Below are 17,814 nucleotides of genomic sequence, written 5' to 3' on the forward strand. Positions count from 1 at the left end.
CGAGGCCCGGACAAACCCCGCGAATGCTCTGATGGGGACTTTATCCCCGAAACATTCACGAGCCCCCGCCGCGCTGTCGGCGGGGGCTCGGATGCGCCGGTACGCGCCCTGCCCGCAGAAGTTTCTTCGGCAGTGCCCGAACCGTCCACCGCCCCGTCACCGCACGGGGCTTCGACGGCCGCGTCCGGGCCCCGTTCGAGCTCCCGGAGCGGGCAACGGGTGGCCTGAAGTCATCGCCAATTTGTCCGTTCTTACTACTTTCGAAACCTTTGTTCGAGCGAAGCTTGTGTAAACACTCGAACTGCTCCGCCTCCCAGTCTCCTCAGTAGGCTCGTTGTGGGCTTACCGTATGCCCCATGACCTCGCCCCGCTCCTACGACGGAGTCGGCTACCCCTCTCCGTCCTTCTCCTCCGGCACGCCCATCTACGACAGCCTCGTCGCAGAGCGCGGTGTCCCGCAGATCGCGCCCATCAATGTGCCGGCCGCCCTGCCGCCGGCCCTGTCGACCGGTTACGGATCCGGCCTCCCCGGCCAGTCCTACGACAACCGGTACGGCTCCGGGTACGACAGTCCCGGTGGCAACCTCCCCGCCCTGCCGCCGGCCCGCCTCGCCCTGGGCCCCGGCCCGAGCAGCACCCCCTCCGGTCCGGCCACCACGTACATCCCGGCGCAGCCCGCCCCCGCGTACGCCGCCGCGCCCCAGCCGGCGGTCCCCGGGTACGGCGCTCCGCAGCCCTACCTGCCGGGCCAGCGCCCGCAGGCCCCGACGCCGGGCTTCACCCAGGCCTCCACCGGCGGGTACCAGCCCTCCGGCGGCCAGAGCTTCGGCGGCCAGAACACCTTCGTCGGCGGCAACGGCGGACAGCAGACCTTCGGCGCGCAGCCGGCCGGTCAGCACGGCGCGGCCGGCCAGCCCCAGGGCGGCCCGCAGTCCTTCGGCGGCCAGCAGTCGTTCGGCGGTCCGCAGGGCTTCGGCGGCCAGGGCGGCCACCAGGGCGGCTTCGGCGGCTCGGCCGACCAGTCCTTCGGCGGCGCCCAGCTGCGTCCGGCCGTCACCCCGGTCGCCCCGGTCCGCCCGATGCAGCCGCAGCGGCCCGGCCCGTACGGCGAGCACGGCCAGTACCAGCAGGGCTACCAGCCGCAGGCGCAGGGCTACTGACACCACCCCGGGCCGGACCCCCACCCGGCCCGGACCCGCACCACCTGAGCACTACCCGGCGCGCACCGAACGACGCCGGGCGTACGGAGAAACGGGTCATCCACGGACCGCCCGGAACGCCGGCCCCACGCCGGCGTTCCGGGCGGTCCGTGCGCGTTCGGGCAGCGTGTCGGGGCAGTCCCTCGCGGCACCGGCCCCGGCGGCTTCCGGCCGCGCGGTTCCGGCCGCGGTTCCGGTCGCGGTTCCGGCTGCGGTTCCGGCCGCGGTTCCGGTCACCGGTCCGCGAGCGAGGCAGGACTCACCCGCGGCCGGTTCGGGCGGGGCTGGCAGGATGGAGGTATGCAGCTCACCGGACTCCACGTCTACCCCGTCAAGTCCATGTACCGTCTGAGCCCCGAGAGCGCGCTCGTCGAACCGTGGGGCCTGGCCGGCGACCGCCGCTGGATGCTCGCCGACGCCACCGGCCGCTTCGTCAGCCAGCGCGAGAACCCCGCCATCGGCCAGGTCCGGACCGAGCTCACCGCCACCGGCGCCCTCGTCCTCACCACGCCCGGCGGCTCCCGCGCCGAGATCCCCGCCCCCTCGGTCGCGGTCGGCGACCAGCTCGCCGACGTCGAGGTCTGGGGCACCCGCTTCCACGCCGCCGAGGCCGAGAAGGAGGCCCAGCTGTGGATCGCCGAGCAGCTCGGCGACTACCGGCTGGTGCACCTGGACGACCCGCGCGCCCGGCCCGTCGACCCGGGCTTCTCCTCGCCGGGCGACACCGTCTCGATGGCCGACGGCTTCCCGCTGCTGCTCACCACCACCGCCTCGCTGGCCGAGCTCAACACCCTGATCGCCGAGGCGCACCCGGACGGCCACGAGACCCTGCCGATGGAGCGGTTCCGCCCCAACGTGGTGGTCTCCGGCAGCGACGCCTGGGCCGAGGACGGCTGGCGCCGGATCCGGATCGGCGGACTGACCTTCCGGGTGGTCAAGCCGTGCGGGCGCTGCGTGGTCACCACCACCGACCAGGAGAGCGGCGAGCGGCGCGGCCCGGAGCCGCTGCGCACCCTGGCCAAGCACCACCGGCTGCTGAAGAAGGCCGCGTTCGGGCAGAACCTGATCCCGGAGCGGCCGGCGGGCGTCGAGGGCGACGTGCTGGGCACGCTGCGGCTCGGCGACGAGGTCGAGGTCCTGGAGGACGGCATGGAGTGGCCGTCCGACCGACTGGTCTGACCGTCCGGCCCGCCCGGCCGGCTTCCTCGGACGGCCGCTGCGGAACGCCGCTGCGGCCGTCCGACACCGGGAGGGACCGCGCGCTCCCGGCGCACGGGGCCGGCGCCCACGCGCCGGTACCCGCGCGCGGGTGCCCTGCCCGGGGCTCCCGGCCGGCCCCGCAACCGGCCGCTCCCCCACCGGCGCCGCACCGGCCCCCGGCCGCTTGCGCACCCGCGTCCCGGAACCGGAACTGTGCGCACTCGTTGAAGCATGTGGTGAACCCGCGACGGCACCCGGCCCCGCCCGCCACCGGGCAGTGCGGAACGGCGGGAGCATCCGTGCGGGCGCGCTACGGTGGGCGGACGACCCGCGCACCCCGTGCGCCGCGTCCGGGCGAACGGCGCCCGCGTGCGTCCGGTCCGCAGATCGCCGGCTCGATGAAGGTGGGGACAACAAACCGTCATGGCTGAGCACAGGGTCCGGGTCACCCAGGACAGCGCATCCCGCTGGCGGCGCCGCGCCGGCGAGTACGACACGCTCACCGAGGCCCTGGCGGCCGCCGAACCCGGCGACACGGTGACCGTGCGGTCCGGCACCTTCCGGGAGAACGTGGTCGTGGACAAGGCGGTCACGATCGTCCCCGCCCAGGGCCCCGGCACCGTCCGGATCGACCCTCCCGGCGGCGTACCGCTCACCGTGACGGCCTCGGCCACCGTCCGGGACCTGGTGATCGAGGGAAGCGACCGGTCCTCCCCCGCCGTGCTGGTGTCCGGCGCGGACGCCGCCCCCTCCTTCACCGGCTGCCGGGTCGAGACCCGCTCCGCCGCCGGGATCGAGGTCGTCGACGGCGCCCGGCCGACCCTCAAGGGCTGTGTGGTCGCCAACCCGGACGGGCTCGGCCTGCGGCTGCGCGGACCGGGCACCGCGGCGGCGTTCGAGGACTGCGAGGTGTCCGCCGCCGGTCAGGCCGGACTCGCCGTGCTCGGTGGCGCGACCGCCGCGCTGGAGCGCTGCCGGGTGCACCACGCGACCGGCGCGGGCGTCCTGCTCTCCGACCCGGGCAGCGCCGCCGAGTTGACCGGCTGCGAGATCTACGAGATCCGCGGCAGCGGGGTGCAGGCCGAGGACCGGGCCGGCGGGCGGCTGGTGGACTGCGACATCCACCGGGTCACCGGCAACGGCCTCACCCTCGACAGCGAGGCCGAACTCGTCCTGACCGGCTGCCGGGTGCACGACCTGCCGGAGAACGCGGCCGACCTGCGCGGCCGGGCCCGGCTCAGCCTCGCCCACTCCACGGTGCGGGACTTCGGGCGCGGCGCGCTCTCGGTCTGGGACCAGGGCACCGAGGCGAGCGCCGAGTCCTGCGAGATCCACGGCTCGAACGGCGAGTACCCGGCACTGTGGGTCAGCGACGGCGCCCGGCTCACCCTCACCGACTGCGCCCTGCACGACCTGCCGGACGCCCTGTTCGTCCTGGACCGCGACTCCGCCGCCGTCGCCGAGGGCTGCTCCTTCAGCCGGATCCGCAGCTCGGCGGTGTCGGTCAGCGGCGGCGCCACGGTGACGCTGAGCGGCTGCCGGGTGCAGGAGGCGGGCACCGGGCTGTGGTTCCGCGACCACGGCAGCGGCGGCCTGCTGACCAAGTGCGAGATCTCCGACGTGGCGACCGGGGTGATCGTCACCAAGGGCGCCGACCCGGTGTTCCGGGACTGCACCGTCCGGGCCGGCTCGGACGCCGGCGTCTATGTCTCCGCCCAGGGCCGGGGCACCTTCGAGGACTGCCGGGTCTCGCACGGCAAGGGCTTCGGCTTCCACATCATCGACGGCTGCCGCACGGTGCTGACGCGGTGCCGGGCCGAGCAGAACGAGCGGGCCGGCTTCGAATTCTCCGAGCCCGGACCGGTGGTGGAGGGCTGCACCTCGGACGATGTGGCGGCGCTGCCGTCACCGGCCACCGAGATTCCCGGGCCGCGCGCCCAACTCGCCTCCTCCGCAGGCTCCCTGGCCTCCGCCGCGCCCGCGGTGATCGGGCCGATCCCGGACTGCCGGCCCGCCGACGAGGCACTGGCCGAACTCGACGGGCTGGTCGGCCTGGCCACCGTCAAGCAGGAGGTCCGGACCCTGATCGACCTCATCTCGGTCGGCCGGCGGCGCCGGCAGGCCGGCCTCAAGGCCCCCTCGCTCCGCCGCCACCTGGTCTTCACCGGCGCCCCCGGCACCGGCAAGACCACGGTGGCACGGCTCTACGGCGAGATCCTCGCCTCGCTCGGGGTGCTCCAGCGCGGGCACCTGGTCGAGGTGGCCCGGGTGGACCTGGTCGGCGAGCACATCGGCTCCACCGCGATCCGCACCGCCGCCGCCTTCGACCGGGCCCGCGGCGGCGTGCTCTTCATCGACGAGGCGTACGCGCTCGCCCCCGAGGACGGCGCCCGCGACTTCGGCCGGGAGGCGATCGACACCCTGGTGAAGCTGATGGAGGACCATCGGGACGAGGTGGTGGTCATCGTGGCCGGCTACACCACCGAGATGGAGCGGTTCCTGTCCGCCAACCCCGGTGTCTCCTCCCGGTTCTCCCGGACCGTCACCTTCCCCGACTACACGGCCGAGGAGCTGCTGGAGATCGCCCGCGCCCAGTGCGCCGAGCACGAGTACGCGCTGGCCGACGCCACCGCGCTGGCGCTGCTGGAGCACTTCGCCGGCATCGAGCGCGGCCCGACCTTCGGCAACGGCCGGACCGCCCGCCAGGTCTTCGAGACCATGGTGGAGCGGCACGCGATGCGGGTGGCGCAGCTCGACGACCCGTCCACCGAGGACCTCCAGCTGCTCGTCCCCACCGACCTTCCCGCGCCCCGACTGCCGTAGCGGAAGGGGGCGGTGGGGGCCGGCGCCACTCGTCAGCCGCCCGTCAGCCCGTCAGCCCGTCAGCCCGTCCAGGCTCCGCCGGCCAGGAAGGCTTCCAGTCCGGCCCGGTAGGGCGCGATGTCGATGCGCTCCCCCGCCAGCCACTCGTCCGCGTAGTACTTGTCGAGGTAGCGGTCGCCCGGGTCGCAGAGCAGGGTGACCACGCTGCCGCGCTCCCCCGCCGCCCGCATCTCGGCGACGATCCGCAGCGCGCTCCACAGCCCGGTCCCGGTGGAGGCGCCCGCCTTGCGGCCGAGCACCCCGTCCAGCACCCGGACGGCGGCGATCGAGGCGGCGTCCGGGACCTTCATCATCCGGTCGATCGCCCCGGGGACGAAGCTCGGCTCCATCCGGGGCCGGCCGATCCCCTCGATCCGCGAACCCCGGTCGCACACCGCGTCCGGGTCCTCCCGCACCCAGCCATCGAAGAAACAGGAGTTCTCCGGGTCCGCGACGCAGATCCGGGTGTCGTACTGCATGTAGTGGACGTACCGGGCGATGGTCGCCGAGGTGCCGCCGGTGCCGGCGGTGGCCACGATCCAGGCCGGCTCGGGGTGCGGCTCCAGACGCAGCTGGGCGAAGACCGACTCGGCGATGTTGTTGTTGCCGCGCCAGTCGGTGGCCCGCTCGGCGTAGGTGAACTGGTCCATGTAGTGGCCGCCGGTCTCCTCGGCGAGCCGGGCCGAGGCCTCGTACACCTCGTCCGGCCGGTCCACCAGGTGGCACTCGCCGCCGTGGAACTCGATCAGGTCGATCTTGGCCTGGCTGGTGGACTTGGCCATCACCGCGATGAACGGCACCCCGACGAGCTGGGCGAAGTACGCCTCGGAGACGGCGGTGGATCCGCTGGACGCCTCGATGACCGGCTTGCCGGGGCGGATCCAGCCGTTGCAGAGCCCGTAGAGGAAGAGCGAGCGCGCCAGCCGGTGCTTGAGCGAGCCGGTGGGATGGGTGGACTCGTCCTTGAGGTAGAGGTCGATGCCCCACTCGGCGGGCAGCGGGAAGCGCAGCAGGTGGGTGTCGGCCGAGCGGTTCGCGTCCGCGTGGACCTTGCGGACCGCCTCCTTGAGCCAGCTCCGGTACTCCGGGTCGGTGCGGTCGACGTCGACGGTCGGTTCGGTCCCCATGGCCTGCCACTCTCCTCGTGCGAGTTCTTCGAAGCCCCCCTCCGATGTGCTCACTACGAGTGTACGAGTGTCACGATAAGTGACATTATGCGAAGCCCCAGGCTCCGCTTATCGACCGCCGAAGCCACGGGCCCCCGAGCGGAGTCACCCCACCTGCACCGACTGCGGGTCGGCCAGGTACGGGCGCCAGCCGAGTTCCGCCGCCCCGGCCAGCGCGCTGTGCGCCAGCTCGGCGCCGACGATCGGCACCCGGCCGCTGCGCCCCCAGAGGCTGCGGTCGGCCACCACCGCCCGCAGCCGGTCCGGCGCGGCCTCCAGCAGGTCCCGGTGCAGCCCGCTGAGCACCACCCGGTCCGGGTTGAGGATGTTGACGACCCCGGCGAGCCCGAGTCCCAGCCGGTCGATGACGTGCTCCACGGCCGCCCGGGCCCGCTCGTCGACGGCGGCGGCCCGGCAGACCTCACCGGCCTGGTCGAGCAGCGGCCGCCCACGGTTCGGCGTCAGACCGGCCGCGGCGAACAGCGCGTCCGGGTCGGTCTCGGAGTTGAGGCAGCCCCGGTTGCCGCACGGGCAGGGGCGGCCCTGCGGATCGACGGTCAGATGGCCGACCTCCAGGGCGAGCCCGGCGCTGCCGGTGTGCAGCCGCCCGTCGATGACCAGCGCGCCGCCGACCCCGCGGTGACCGGAGGTGACCAGCAGCAGGTGCCGGGCGCCCCGTCCGGCGCCGTGCCGGTACTCGGCGAGGGCGGCCAGGTTGGCGTCGTTGGCGATCGAGGTGGGCAGCGGGTCGAACGCCCCCGGACCGTGCTCGGCGCGCCCCACCTCGACGTCGTAGAGGTCCGCGACCGGGGTGCCGCTGGGCCAGGCGAAGTGCAGCGCGGCCAGTGCGGTGCCGTCCGGTTCGGTGACCGGGTTGGGCAGGGCGAGCGCCGCGCCGAGGCAGCGGCGCTCGGTGGCGCGGGCGAGTTCGGCGCCCGCCTGGGCCACCGCGCGCAGCATCCGCACCGGGTCGGTGGCGGCGGGCAGCGGCAGGTGGACCGGCGGGTCGAGCAGTCCGCCGAGGCCGGCCAGGGTGACGCTCAGGCCGTCGGCGTGGATCTGTCCGGCGATCACCACCGGGCCCGCGGGGTCGATGGCGAGCCGGTGCGAGGGGCGACCGCGGCCGCCACCGGCCGGGCGGGAGTCGACCGTGATCAGCCCGAGCGCCTCCAACTCGGCGGTGACGGCGCCGGCGGTGGCCCGGGTGACGTCGAGCGCGCGGGTGAGGGCCGAGCGGGTCGGGGTCTGGCCGGTGTGGATCAGCTGGAGCGCCGGACCGAGCAGCGTCCGGCCGCGGTCGGGGGCCGCGCGGCGGTGGGCGTCGCGCTGCGCGTCGAGTTCGGCCCCGGTCCCGGGCTTCGGACTTGAAGGTGAGAGCTGCACGTCCCTATTCTTACTTTGTGCCGCTCCGAAACAAAATTCGTCCCCATGCCCCCGCCGACCGGCCGTCCCCCCAGTCTCGCAGCATCGGCGCCCGATCCCGCACCCTCCCCGCGTCCGCCCTCTCCTCCTGGGGCGGCGCCCGACTCGCCCTGACCGCCTTCTTCGCCGTCGACGGCCTGCTCTTCGCCGCCTGGGTCGTCCGGATCCCCGACATCCGCAACCAGGTCAGCGCCTCGCACGGGGCGCTCGGCCTCGCCCTGCTCTGCGTGTCGGCGGGCGCCGTGGCCACCATGCCGCTCGTGAGCCGGCTCTGCCTGCGGTACGGCTCCCGGCCGATCACCGTGGCCTCGCTCGTCCTGCTCGCGGTCTCCGTCCCGCTGCCCGCGCACACCCACTCGGTGCCCGCGCTCGGCGGCGTCCTGCTGCTCTTCGGCGCCGGCTACGGCGGCGCGAACGTCGCCATGAACAGCGCCGCCGTCGAGATCGTGAGCGAGCTCGGGCGCCCCGTCATGCCCAGCTTCCACGCCGGCTACAGCCTCGGCGGCCTGCTCGGCGCCGGGGCGGGCGGCCTGCTCGCCGGCACCCTGACGGCCGCCCAGTGGCTCGCGATCGCCGGACTGCTCGGCCTCGCGGTCACCGCGCTCGCGGGTGCCGCCCTGCTCCGCAGCCCCGCGGCGCGACCGGTCGGCACCGCGTCCACCACCGCGTCCACCACCGCGGCCCCCTCCGGCCGCACCGCCGCCGGCGCCGGCCGCGTACTGGTCCTGCTGCTCGGCCTCACCGCGTTCTGCACCGCGTACGGCGAGGGCGCGATAGCCGACTGGACCACCGTGCACCTGACGGACGACGTCCAGGCCGGCGCGCAGGCGGCCGCCGCCGGTTACGTGGCCTACGCGCTCGCCATGACCACCGGGCGGATCGGCGGCACCTGGCTGTCCGTCCGGCTCGGGCAGAACCGGGTGATGCTGCTCGGCGGGTTCACAGCTGCGGCCGGGATGCTGCTGGCCGCGCTCGCCCCGCTGGTCCCGCTCGCCCTGGCCGGGTTCGTGCTGGTCGGGCTCGGACTGGCCAACCTCTTCCCGCTCGCCATCGCCCGGGCCGGTGCCGCCGGCGGCCCCCGGGGTGTCGCCCTCGCCTCCACGCTCGGGTACGGCGGCATGCTGATCGGCCCGCCGGTGATCGGCTTCCTGGCCGACGCGACCAGCCTGCCGCTCGCCCTCACCACGGTCGCGGTCGCGGCCGCCGTGGCCGCCCTGCTCCCGCTGGCCGTCCGGCGGCACTGAGCCGCCCGCCGGCCCGCCGGACGGAGGGCTCACCGGCGGCTCCCCCACGCCTCCGGGCCCGTGCGAGGATCGCGCCATGACGAACAGCACCGGACCGGTCCAGCTCCTCCGCGCCGCCGAACGCCCGGCCACCGCCTGGCGCAACGGCGGCGGGGTGACCAGGGAGGTCGCCGGTTACCCGGCGGGTTCGGGGCTGGACGACTTCCAGTGGCGGGTCAGCCTCGCCGACGTCGGGTCGGCCGGGCCCTTCTCCGCCTTCCCCGGGGTGGACCGGGTGATCACCCTGGTCGAGGGCCCGGGGATGGCCCTGACCGTGGACGGCACCGAGCACGTCGTCGACGCGCCGTTCCGCCCGTTCGCCTTCTCCGGCGACGCGGCCACCGACTGCCGGCTGCTCGGCGGCCCGCTGGTCGACTTCAACGTGATGACCCGACGCGGCCGCGCCACCGCCGAACTGGCCCTGGCGACGGAGCCCCGGCCGCTCGTCGTCGCCGCCGGCACCACCGTGCTGCTGGTCTGCCTGTCCGGCACCGCGGACCTCGACGACGCCACCACCCTCACCCACTACGACGCCGCCCTCCTCACCGCCCCCGCCACCCACACCCTCGACCCCGCCGGCACCACCGCCGTACTCACGCTCCGCGTCTCCGTCGACTAGCTAGCGAGCGTCCGGCCCCAGTCCCAGCGCGGCGAGCACCCGCTCCAGCTCCCCTCCCTCGGCGCCCTCGACCTCGATGGCGCCCGCCACCCGCAGCTCGAGGTGGGCGAACCGGGGGACCAGCGCGGTCAGGACCGCCAGCGGGTCCCGCTCCGCGTCGGTGTCCTCGATCACCAGCTCCCGGACGGTCAGGCTCTCCAGTTGGGGCAGCAGCGGGTGCTCGGCAAGGACGACGAGGTCACCGGCCTCCTCGGGCTCGAACGTCGCCGCGCCCAGGTCGAGGTGCCGCAGCCGGGGGTACCCGGCGGGGGCGAGCTCCTCCAGCTGGAGGTTGCTGCCGACGGTGCCGTGCACGTCGTCGTCGATCTCCACCTCCAGCGCGACCAGGCCCGGCGTGGACGTCCCGAACAGGGACCCGTCCGAGAAGACCGCGCCCCTGGTCCGCAGGTGCGTCAGCTCCTCGTGCACCACGTCGTCGAACAGGAACGCGCCTTCGAGCTCCAGACTGCGCAGGGCGGGCAGCGCGGGCCAGAGCGCCCGGCCCGCCTCGTGCGGGACCACCGGGTCGTGCAGGTACCGCTCGACCTCCAGCGGGCGGCCGGTCGAGGTCCGGTGGAGCTCGAAGAGCGTGTCGTAGTGGTGGCCGAGGTACAGCTCCGCGAGCCGGGGCCGCCGCCGCGCGGCGAGCGCCGCGGCGGCGCGCCCGGCCGAGTGGTGGTGGTCCGTCAGGCGCAGCTCCAGCGTGCGCAGCCGCCCGGCGGCGGGGTGGCGCAGCAGCACGTCGACCAGGGCCGCCTCCCACTGCTCGGGGTCGTCCGGGTCGTGGCCGCCGCCGTGCGGCAGCTCCGCCAGGAGCCGGACCACCAGCGCCCGGCGCCGCCGAGCGGTCCCGTCCGCCGGGCCGGTCCCCTCCGTCAGCCGGAACCCGGCGGTGTCGAGGAAGCCGCGGGACCAGCCGAGCCGCCACGATCCGTCGGCCCGGAGGCCGTCCAGCCCGCAGTCCCGCTCCACCTGCCGGTACAGCGCCGCGAGTTCCGGGTCGTCGGCCGGCGCCCCCCGGTGCTCCAGCCGGATCGCCTCCCCCCGCGGATCACCGGCCTCGCTCAGCACCCGCGCGTACACGAGCCAGTCCGCCCAGTCCTCCGACACCGGCACCGGCACCTCGTCGACGAAACCCACGCCACTCTCCTGTCCTCGGTCCACGGCAGTATCCCCGCCCCCACCGACACCCGGCGCACCGGACCGCCGCGCGGGAAGTCGGCCCGTCCGACTTCCCACGCGGCGGCAACGGCCTTGAGCGGCACCGGTGGTGGCGGCCTCAGCCGCAGAGCACCGGTGTGGCGTGGGCCGGGTCGAGCGCGTTGGTGACCAGGTGCAGCGCGGTCGGCGCGAAGGCGACGGCCACATGCTCGGCGAGCGACAGCGGGCAGTGCGCCTGGACCACCTCGTTGTCCACGGCCGCCGCACCGGCACCGCCCGCACCGTCCAGGAACTGGCTCCGGTAGGGCGTGACGACCTCGTCGTAGACCGTGGAGATCACGGTGTAGCGCACGCCGGGGACGGTGTCCGGCCGGGAGGCCATCCGCCGGTTGAAGTCGGAGCCGACCGCCTGGTCCCGGCAGGCCGCGCAGGCCGTGTAGATCAGTTCGGCGACGCGCGGGAAGTACGGGGCGAGGTTGGTGATGCCGTCCAGCGTGGTGCCGTGGTTGGACGGCGCGAGGGCGACCAGCTTGCCGACCTTGGCCGCGCCGCCGAGGAACTTCAGGTAGTAGTTCGGCAGCATGCCGCCCTGCGAGTGGCCGACCAGGTCGACCTGGGCCGCGCCGGTCGCCCCGCGCACCAGGTCGACGAAGCGCGCGAGTTGGGCCGCCGAGTCGGCGACCGGGGCGAGCCCGCCGATCGGCAGCAGCAGTCCGCTGCCGGACGAGGTGATGCCGGGGACCGTGCCGTAGTCCAGGGCGAAGACGCAGTAGCCCAGGCTCTTCAGCAGCGGCGAGAGCACCAGCCAGTTCTCGTACCGGTTGGCGAAGGTGCCGTGCACCAGGACCACCGGGTTCGGGTGGGCGGCACTCGGCCGGCAGGTCCAGTCGTTGGCGCCGGGCGGGGAGGCCACCGTGTCGCCGTCGGGCGGGAGTTCAGCCGCGGAAGCCGGGGCGGGGGCAGCGGCGGCGGGCGCGGTGGGGGTCGCGTCCGCCGCCCGGGCCGCACCGGCGGGAGTGCCGGCGAGCAGCGCACCGGCCAGGAGCGCCGCACCAGTGGCCCCAAGGAGCCTGCGGCGCAACAGCCTTGCGGCGGAGCGGAGAAGTGGGGTTCTCAACGGTTGCCTCCGGAGCGGAAGTTTGTTACCAACAGGTAACCCGAGTGCCTCCATCCTGCGGTCGCCCCTCCGACCTGGGTCTCGGGCGGCTTCCAGACCTCGACGGAGTTCTCTGTGACCGGTCACAATTCACCCCCCACCGCAGCCGGTTGGCGGATCCCGGTGATCGGCGGCACCGCCGCCGACCAACGTCTGCTGAGCGCCGTACCGGAGTTGGCCGAGGCCCTGGTCGCCGCACTGCTGGACCGGGTGCCGGCCTACCGCCGCTTCCCCCGCGAACTCGCCGCCGGCGAACTGGTCCCGGTCGCCGCCCGCCGGATCCGCGCCCTCGCCCACGCCGTCCGCACCGGACTGCCCGCCCCCGAGGGCGAGTTCGCCGCCGTCCGGGAGGCCGCCGCCCGGCGCGCCGAGGAGGGCGTGCCGCTGGACGCCGTGCTCTTCGCCCACCACCTCGGCATGGAGGTCTGCTGGGAGCTGATCACCCGGCACGCCGACGACGGCGACGCCGCCGACCTGCTGCTGCTCAACCGGCTGATGCTCAACCACCTGCGCCGGGCCGCCGCCGCGACCTGCGCCGGATACCTGGCGGAGGGCCGCGGCGACGCCGACGAACGGCGGGCCGCCCGAGGGGCCCTGGTCACCGCGCTGCTGGACGGCGCGCCCGCCGAGGCCGCGGCGGCGGCCGCCCGGGCCGGGATCGGCCTGCCGCCCGCCTACGCGGTGCTGCGCCTCGCCGTCGCCGAGCACCCCGACGAGCGCTCCCCGGACGTCGACCGGGCGGTCGCGGGGCACCGCAAGCTGCGCCGGCTGCGCACCGAACTCGACCACGCCACCCGGCAGTCGGCGCTGTCCGCGCTCACCGCCGCCGGCGGTGTGGTGCTGGTCCCGCTGGAGCACGACCCCGAGGCCGTGCCCGAACAGGCCTGGGAGCGGCTGGCCGAGACCCTGCGGCGCCTCGCGCGCGCGGCGGGAGTCGCCGTCCGGGCGGGCGGGTCCGCCTCGGCGCCCGCCGAGGTACCGGCGGGCGCCGCGCTCGCGGCGGAGGTCCTCGAAGTGGCCCTGGCGGTCGGGCGGGCACCCGGCCTGCACCGCCTGGACGACCTGCTGGTCGAGTACCAGCTCAGCCGGCCCAGCCGGGCCCGGTCGCGGCTCGCCGCACTGCTCGCCCCGCTGGACGACGCGGGCGAACTGCTCACCACCCTGCGGGTGCACCTGGCCGGCGGTCTCAGCAGACGCCACACGGCCCAGGTGCTCCATCTGCACCCCAACACCGTGGACTACCGGCTGCGCCGGATCGCCGTCCGCACCGGCCTGGACCCCACCCGGCCCGCCGACCTGCCCCGGATCGCGGCCGCCCTCGCCGCCCGCGACGCCGAACGCGCCGCCGCGGACACCCGGGCCGCCCCCTGACCCCTGCCCTTCGTCAGCCCCGGGCCTTCCAGTCCTGGACCAGCAGGCCGAGCAGCACCTCGTCCAGGAACTCGCCCATCACCCAGGCCGAGGAGCGCAGCACGCCCTCCCGGACGAAGCCGTTGCCCTCGGCGGCGCGGAGCATCGCGGCGTTGTCCGCGAGGGTCTCGACCTGAAGCCGCCGCAGGCCGCGCACCACGAAGCCGTAGTGGCACAGCACCGCGACCGCCTCGCTGCCGTGGCCCCGCCCGCGGGCGGAGGGGAGCAGCCCGAGCCCGAGGTGCGCGGAGCGGTTGTGGTTGTCGATGCCCCACAGGCTCGCGCTGCCGAGGAGCGCGCCGCTGTCGAGCTCCACCACGGAGAACGGCACGACCGCGTCGTCCGTGCGGTCCAGCGAGACCCGGGACTCCTTCGAGCCGGGCGGGATCGGCCGCCACGCTGCGCTCTCGGCCCGCGAGGAGTTGGCCACGTCGTCGTGGAGCTCGGTCAGCAGGACCGGAAGGTCGTCCTCGTGCCGGGCCCGCAGCCCGATCTTCTCTCCTCGAAGCATGCGAGCTTCCTATCCGACCCCGCGGAGCGGCGGCAACCGAATTAGGGCCTGCCGCTCGGATCCTGGCCGCCCGGCCTCAGACCTCGGACTCGCCCGGCAGCCGCAGGTCCCAGCCCGCCAGCGCGCGCAGCTGCGCGGCGGTCATGTCGTCCGGCAGCGGGCTCGGCGGCTCGTTGCGGAACGGCGGCTGCCAGCCCTCCTCCTGCGTCCAGCGGCGGACGGCCCTGGCCGGCGCGCCCGCCACCACCGTGTGGTCCGGCACCTCGCCGCGCACCACCGAGCCGGCCGCGACGACCACGTTGCGGCCCAGCCGGGCGCCGGGGAGGATCACCGCCCCGGTGCCGATCCAGCTGCCGGAGCCGATCTCCACCGGCTCGTTGCGCGGCCACTGCTTGCCGATCGGCAGGTCCGTCGCCCGGTACTCGTGCGCCTGGTCGGATATGTAGACGCCGGGCCCGGTCCACACGTCGTCGCCCAGCACGATCGACTGGTGGCCGACGATGTGGCTGTCCCGGCCGATCACGCAGCCGCCGCCGATCCGCACGATCGGCTCGGGCCCGAGGTCCAGGCCGGGGAGGAAGCCCGCGCTGATGGTCACCCGCTCGCCGATGATCGAGAACGGGCCGATGGTGATCCACTGCTCGTTGAAGACCGCGCCGAGCGGGAAGCTCAGCTTCGTGCCCGCGCCGAGCTCCCCGAAGCGGTACGGCCCGGGGTTCTCGCTGGAGACCGCGCCGGCCCGCTGCACCCACTGCCAGCCCCGGTGGACGAGCCGCCCCGCAGCGCGCCGGCCGCCGGCCCGGGCGGCGCTGAACAGGGAACGCGTGATCGACATGCGCTCACGTTACCGGTCCGTACGGTCCGCCCGGCGCGGAGGCGGCCAAGGTCACACGGGCCGCGTCGGCACGCCCTCGCGACATTTTCGCCGCCCATCCATGGGAACACGCGTCCGAATACCGCCGATGCTGCCAGAATCCCGATCATGGAGATCACCGCACACATCGACGCCCTGCGCCACGAGGGCGGCCTGCTCGCCGACGCCGCCGCCCGCACCGAGCTCGACGCCCCCGTCCCGACCTGCCCGGAGTGGCGGCTGCGGGACCTCGTCCTGCACACCGGCCATGTGCACCGCTGGGCCACCACCCACCTCCGGGACGGTCGGCCGACGCCGATGGACGAGGCGAGCCAGCAGGCGATCTGGGCGGAGAAGCCGGACGACGCCGTCCTCGTCGACTGGTTCCGCGCGGGCCACGGCGCCCTGGTCGACACCCTCCTCGCCGCCCCGGCCGACCTGGACTGCTGGACCTTCCTGCCGACGGCCCCGAGCCCGCTCGCGTTCTGGGCCCGCCGGCAGGCGCACGAGACGGCCGTGCACCGGATCGACGCCGACGCGGCCGCCGGCGCCGAGGGACCGGCGACCGCACCGGAGCTCGCGCTCGACGGCATCGACGAACTGCTGCGCGGCTTCCTGTCCCGCGACCGCTCCACGCTCCGCAGCGAGCGGCCGCGCACCGTGCTGGTCAGCACGACCGACGGGCCCGGCCGCTGGCTGGCGACGGTCAGCGAGGAACCGCTGTCCGTCGAGCTCACCGAGGCCCCGGCCGACCTGACCCTCACCGGCCCGGCCCGGGACCTCTACCTGCTGCTCTGGAACCGGCTGCCCGCCGGGACCGGTCGGGTGGAGCACTCCGGCGACGAGGCGCTGCTCGAACTCTGGCGCGAGACCGCCACCATCGGCTGAGCCGAGCGGCCGCGACAGCCGTCAGCGCACCCAGCGGGCGGGCCGCTTCTCCAGGAACGACCGCATGCCCTCCTGCGCCTCCTCCGAGCCGAACAGCCGCGCCGACAGCTCGACCAGCTCGTCCGCGTCCCGCTCGAAGGAGCGCACCACCTCGGCGTTGGCGAGCCGCTTGGACTGCGCCAGGCCCTGCGGCGAACCCAGCCGCAGGGCGTCCAGCAGCTCCTTCAGCGCGACCTCGACCGACTCCGGCGCGTCGGCCGCCCGGGTGACCAGACCGATCCGGGCGGCCTCGGCCGCGTCGAACACCTCGCCGGTCAGGTAGTACCGGGAGGCCGCGCGCGGGTCCAGCTTGGGGCGCAGCGGCAGCGAGATCACGGCCGGCGCCAGGCCGAGCCTGACCTCGGTGAACGCGAAGGTGGCGGCCGGTCCGGCGATCGCCAGATCGGCCGCGCCCACCAGCCCCAGCCCGCCGGCCCGCACGTGCCCGTCGATGACGGCGATCACCGGCTTGGCGCAGTCCACGATGGCCCGCTGGAGGTCGACCAGCCCGCGCGGCCCGACCGTCGGGTCCGCCCCGGTCGCCTCCGAGAGGTCCGCCCCGGCGCAGAACACCTTGCCCGCGTGCGTCAGCACCACCGCGCGCACCTCCGGATCCGCGGCCGCCCCGGCCAGCCCGGCGGTCAGCTCGGCCATCAGCCGACGGGAGAGCGCGTTGCGGTTGTGCGGCGAGTCGAGGGTCAGCGTGGTGACCGCGTCCTCGGTGGAGACACGGACAAAGGGCGCTTCACTGGTCATCGGTACGGTCCTGCTTTCCGGCTGAGGGTGGGTCGGAACGGGGCCGCGACCACGGGTCGGCGGCGGCGCCCGCACGACTCTGACATGCCCACCCTCCCCTCGGCCAGGCTTCCCGACGCCCGGATCCCCGCCGGTGACGCCCCCGGCCGCTCAGAGCCGCGACGTGTCGAGGTCGAGCTCGAACGGCGCGGGCAGCCGGACGGGCACCCCGAAGGCGTGCGGCCCGTCCTCGACGGCGTAGCCGAGCCGGGTGGGCTCGCTGAACACCGTGCAGGCCCGGTGCTGCCGGTCGACCAAGAGGTAGATCGGCGCCCCGTACTGGCCGTACCGGCGACGCTTCACCGTCCGGTCGGTCTCGCCGTTCGAGGGCGAGGTGACCTCCACCACCAGCAGCGTCCGGTCCGGGAGCAGAGCGCCCTCGGTCTTCGCCGCCAGGTCCGCCGGTACGACCGCGAGGTCGGGGATGAACCAGTTCTCCGATCCGGGCAGGTCGAGACTGCCTGCTCCGGACACCAGCCCCAATGCTTCCAGGCGCGCCGTCAGCTGTCGGCGGACGAGCTCGGCGGCGTTCTCGTGCGCCCAGGTCGACGAGAGCAGGGTGATGGCTCCCTCGACGACCTCGGCACGGGCGACTGCGATGTGCTGGATCGCGTACTTCAGTGCCCGTTCGGGATCCGTCACCGTGCTGTAGTCGCCGGGGAGTCGGTGGGCTGTGCTCACGAAGCGGTCTCCTTCGCGGCGGTCGCTCTCGTCACGTGGCGCACACCGGAAGAATACCCTCCGTGAAAGCCGTGGTGCGGTGATCGGCTGTCGGCCACGATGGGCCCATGACCACGGAATCACAGCCCACCAGCAGCGGCCTCACCCACATCGCCGAGCCGCCCGGGGTCGCTCCCGGGACCGGCTACACCCAGGTGGTGACGGCCACCGGGCGGCTGGTGGCGGTGTCGGGGCAGGTCGCCTTCGACGAGGGGCGGCAACTGGTCGGCGAGGGCGACCCGGGGGCGCAGGCGCGGCAGGTCTTCGAGAACCTGCGGCGCTGCCTGGCCGCAGCGGGCGCGGACTTCTCGCATGTCGTCAAGTTGACGTACTTCCTCACCGACATCGCGCACATGCCGGCCGTCCGCGAGGCCCGGGACGAGGCGTTCGGCGGTCTGCCGCTGCCGGCGAGCTCGGCGATGCAGGTGGCGGCGCTGTTCCTGCCGGAGGTGCTGATCGAGATCGAGGCCTTCGCGGTGGTCCCGGAGTAG

At 74.9% G+C, this 17,814-nt stretch carries 16 protein-coding genes; 8 read left to right on the top strand and 8 right to left on the bottom strand.

Annotated features, from left to right (window positions below; genetic code table 11):
• The first annotated feature begins 356 nt into the window (after positions 1-356).
• The 3 genes from IF01_RS51610 (at position 357) to IF01_RS0130990 (ending at position 5,222) form a co-directional block, all read left to right on the top strand.
• Positions 357-1,160: a DUF6643 family protein gene (locus IF01_RS51610; protein WP_051756539.1), complete on the top strand. Its 804-nt coding sequence runs from the start codon at positions 357-359 to the stop codon at positions 1,158-1,160.
• A gap of 339 nt (positions 1,161-1,499) precedes the next feature.
• A complete protein-coding gene (locus tag IF01_RS0130985; RefSeq protein ID WP_037781784.1) occupies positions 1,500-2,378 on the top strand; it encodes an MOSC domain-containing protein in 879 nt (292 codons plus the stop codon).
• Between the two features lie 444 nt (positions 2,379-2,822).
• Complete coding sequence (locus IF01_RS0130990; RefSeq protein WP_030396907.1) at positions 2,823-5,222, top strand: right-handed parallel beta-helix repeat-containing protein; 2,400 nt, start codon at positions 2,823-2,825, stop codon at positions 5,220-5,222.
• Positions 5,223-5,281: 59 nt separating this feature from the next.
• Here IF01_RS0130990 and IF01_RS0130995 read toward each other — a convergent pair whose 3' ends face one another.
• The gene (locus IF01_RS0130995) at positions 5,282-6,388 is read right to left on the bottom strand and encodes a PLP-dependent cysteine synthase family protein (RefSeq protein WP_030396908.1); all 1,107 of its coding nucleotides are present in this window, start codon (positions 6,386-6,388) and stop codon (positions 5,282-5,284) included.
• Between the two features lie 144 nt (positions 6,389-6,532).
• The gene (locus IF01_RS0131000) at positions 6,533-7,711 is read right to left on the bottom strand and encodes an ROK family protein (RefSeq protein WP_037781810.1); all 1,179 of its coding nucleotides are present in this window, start codon (positions 7,709-7,711) and stop codon (positions 6,533-6,535) included.
• A gap of 116 nt (positions 7,712-7,827) precedes the next feature.
• Here IF01_RS0131000 and IF01_RS0131005 point away from each other — a divergent pair, with 116 nt between their 5' ends.
• Complete coding sequence (locus IF01_RS0131005; protein WP_030396910.1) at positions 7,828-9,093, top strand: MFS transporter; 1,266 nt, start codon at positions 7,828-7,830, stop codon at positions 9,091-9,093.
• 76 nt (positions 9,094-9,169) lie between these two features.
• Positions 9,170-9,751, top strand: coding sequence for a HutD/Ves family protein (locus tag IF01_RS0131010; RefSeq protein WP_030396911.1), 582 nt, complete (start codon positions 9,170-9,172; stop codon positions 9,749-9,751).
• Here IF01_RS0131010 and IF01_RS0131015 read toward each other — a convergent pair whose 3' ends face one another.
• Together IF01_RS0131015 and IF01_RS0131020 are read right to left on the bottom strand one after the other, a co-directional pair.
• Positions 9,752-10,930, bottom strand: coding sequence for a hypothetical protein (locus tag IF01_RS0131015; protein WP_063764340.1), 1,179 nt, complete (start codon positions 10,928-10,930; stop codon positions 9,752-9,754).
• A gap of 139 nt (positions 10,931-11,069) precedes the next feature.
• Positions 11,070-12,068, bottom strand: a complete 999-nt coding sequence (locus IF01_RS0131020) for an esterase/lipase family protein (protein WP_375341009.1) — start codon at positions 12,066-12,068, stop codon at positions 11,070-11,072.
• Between the two features lie 114 nt (positions 12,069-12,182).
• On the opposite strand from IF01_RS0131020, the gene IF01_RS0131025 reads away from it, so the two are divergent.
• Positions 12,183-13,478 (top strand): PucR family transcriptional regulator, encoded by a 1,296-nt coding sequence (locus IF01_RS0131025; protein ID WP_037781786.1) that lies wholly within the window; start codon positions 12,183-12,185, stop codon positions 13,476-13,478.
• Between the two features lie 13 nt (positions 13,479-13,491).
• Here IF01_RS0131025 and IF01_RS0131030 read toward each other — a convergent pair whose 3' ends face one another.
• Positions 13,492-14,028: a GNAT family N-acetyltransferase gene (locus IF01_RS0131030; protein WP_030396915.1), complete on the bottom strand. Its 537-nt coding sequence runs from the start codon at positions 14,026-14,028 to the stop codon at positions 13,492-13,494.
• Positions 14,029-14,104: 76 nt separating this feature from the next.
• Positions 14,105-14,863, bottom strand: a complete 759-nt coding sequence (locus IF01_RS0131035) for an acyltransferase (protein WP_030396916.1) — start codon at positions 14,861-14,863, stop codon at positions 14,105-14,107.
• A 147-nt stretch (positions 14,864-15,010) separates the two neighbouring features.
• On the opposite strand from IF01_RS0131035, the gene IF01_RS0131040 reads away from it, so the two are divergent.
• Entirely contained in the window at positions 15,011-15,769 is a 759-nt protein-coding gene (locus IF01_RS0131040) for a maleylpyruvate isomerase family mycothiol-dependent enzyme (RefSeq protein ID WP_030396917.1), read from the top strand.
• Between the two features lie 21 nt (positions 15,770-15,790).
• On the opposite strand, the gene IF01_RS0131045 is transcribed toward IF01_RS0131040, so the two are convergent.
• Together IF01_RS0131045 and IF01_RS0131050 are read right to left on the bottom strand one after the other, a co-directional pair.
• Positions 15,791-16,564 (bottom strand): enoyl-CoA hydratase family protein, encoded by a 774-nt coding sequence (locus IF01_RS0131045; RefSeq protein WP_030396918.1) that lies wholly within the window; start codon positions 16,562-16,564, stop codon positions 15,791-15,793.
• A 150-nt stretch (positions 16,565-16,714) separates the two neighbouring features.
• Positions 16,715-17,284, bottom strand: a complete 570-nt coding sequence (locus tag IF01_RS0131050) for a Uma2 family endonuclease (protein ID WP_051756541.1) — start codon at positions 17,282-17,284, stop codon at positions 16,715-16,717.
• A gap of 107 nt (positions 17,285-17,391) precedes the next feature.
• On the opposite strand from IF01_RS0131050, the gene IF01_RS0131055 reads away from it, so the two are divergent.
• Complete coding sequence (locus IF01_RS0131055; protein ID WP_030396920.1) at positions 17,392-17,814, top strand: RidA family protein; 423 nt, start codon at positions 17,392-17,394, stop codon at positions 17,812-17,814.

It is taken from the genome of Kitasatospora purpeofusca (assembly GCF_000718025.1).
In the GTDB taxonomy this organism is placed as follows: Bacteria; Actinomycetota; Actinomycetes; order Streptomycetales; family Streptomycetaceae; genus Kitasatospora; species Kitasatospora purpeofusca.

Bases quoted from the DNA above. Each gene is read 5' to 3' on its own strand.
- IF01_RS0131035 (WP_030396916.1), bottom strand. From the start codon at position 14,863: ATGTCGATCACGCGTTCCCTGTTCAGCGCCGCCCGGGCCGGCGGCCGG.
- IF01_RS0130995 (WP_030396908.1), bottom strand. From the start codon at position 6,388: ATGGGGACCGAACCGACCGTCGACGTCGACCGCACCGACCCGGAGTAC.
- IF01_RS0131045 (WP_030396918.1), bottom strand. From the start codon at position 16,564: ATGACCAGTGAAGCGCCCTTTGTCCGTGTCTCCACCGAGGACGCGGTC.
- IF01_RS0131030 (WP_030396915.1), bottom strand. From the start codon at position 14,028: ATGCTTCGAGGAGAGAAGATCGGGCTGCGGGCCCGGCACGAGGACGAC.
- IF01_RS51610 (WP_051756539.1), top strand. From the start codon at position 357: ATGACCTCGCCCCGCTCCTACGACGGAGTCGGCTACCCCTCTCCGTCC.
- IF01_RS0130985 (WP_037781784.1), top strand. From the start codon at position 1,500: ATGCAGCTCACCGGACTCCACGTCTACCCCGTCAAGTCCATGTACCGT.
- IF01_RS0131055 (WP_030396920.1), top strand. From the start codon at position 17,392: ATGACCACGGAATCACAGCCCACCAGCAGCGGCCTCACCCACATCGCC.
- IF01_RS0130990 (WP_030396907.1), top strand. From the start codon at position 2,823: ATGGCTGAGCACAGGGTCCGGGTCACCCAGGACAGCGCATCCCGCTGG.
- IF01_RS0131040 (WP_030396917.1), top strand. From the start codon at position 15,011: ATGGAGATCACCGCACACATCGACGCCCTGCGCCACGAGGGCGGCCTG.
- IF01_RS0131010 (WP_030396911.1), top strand. From the start codon at position 9,170: ATGACGAACAGCACCGGACCGGTCCAGCTCCTCCGCGCCGCCGAACGC.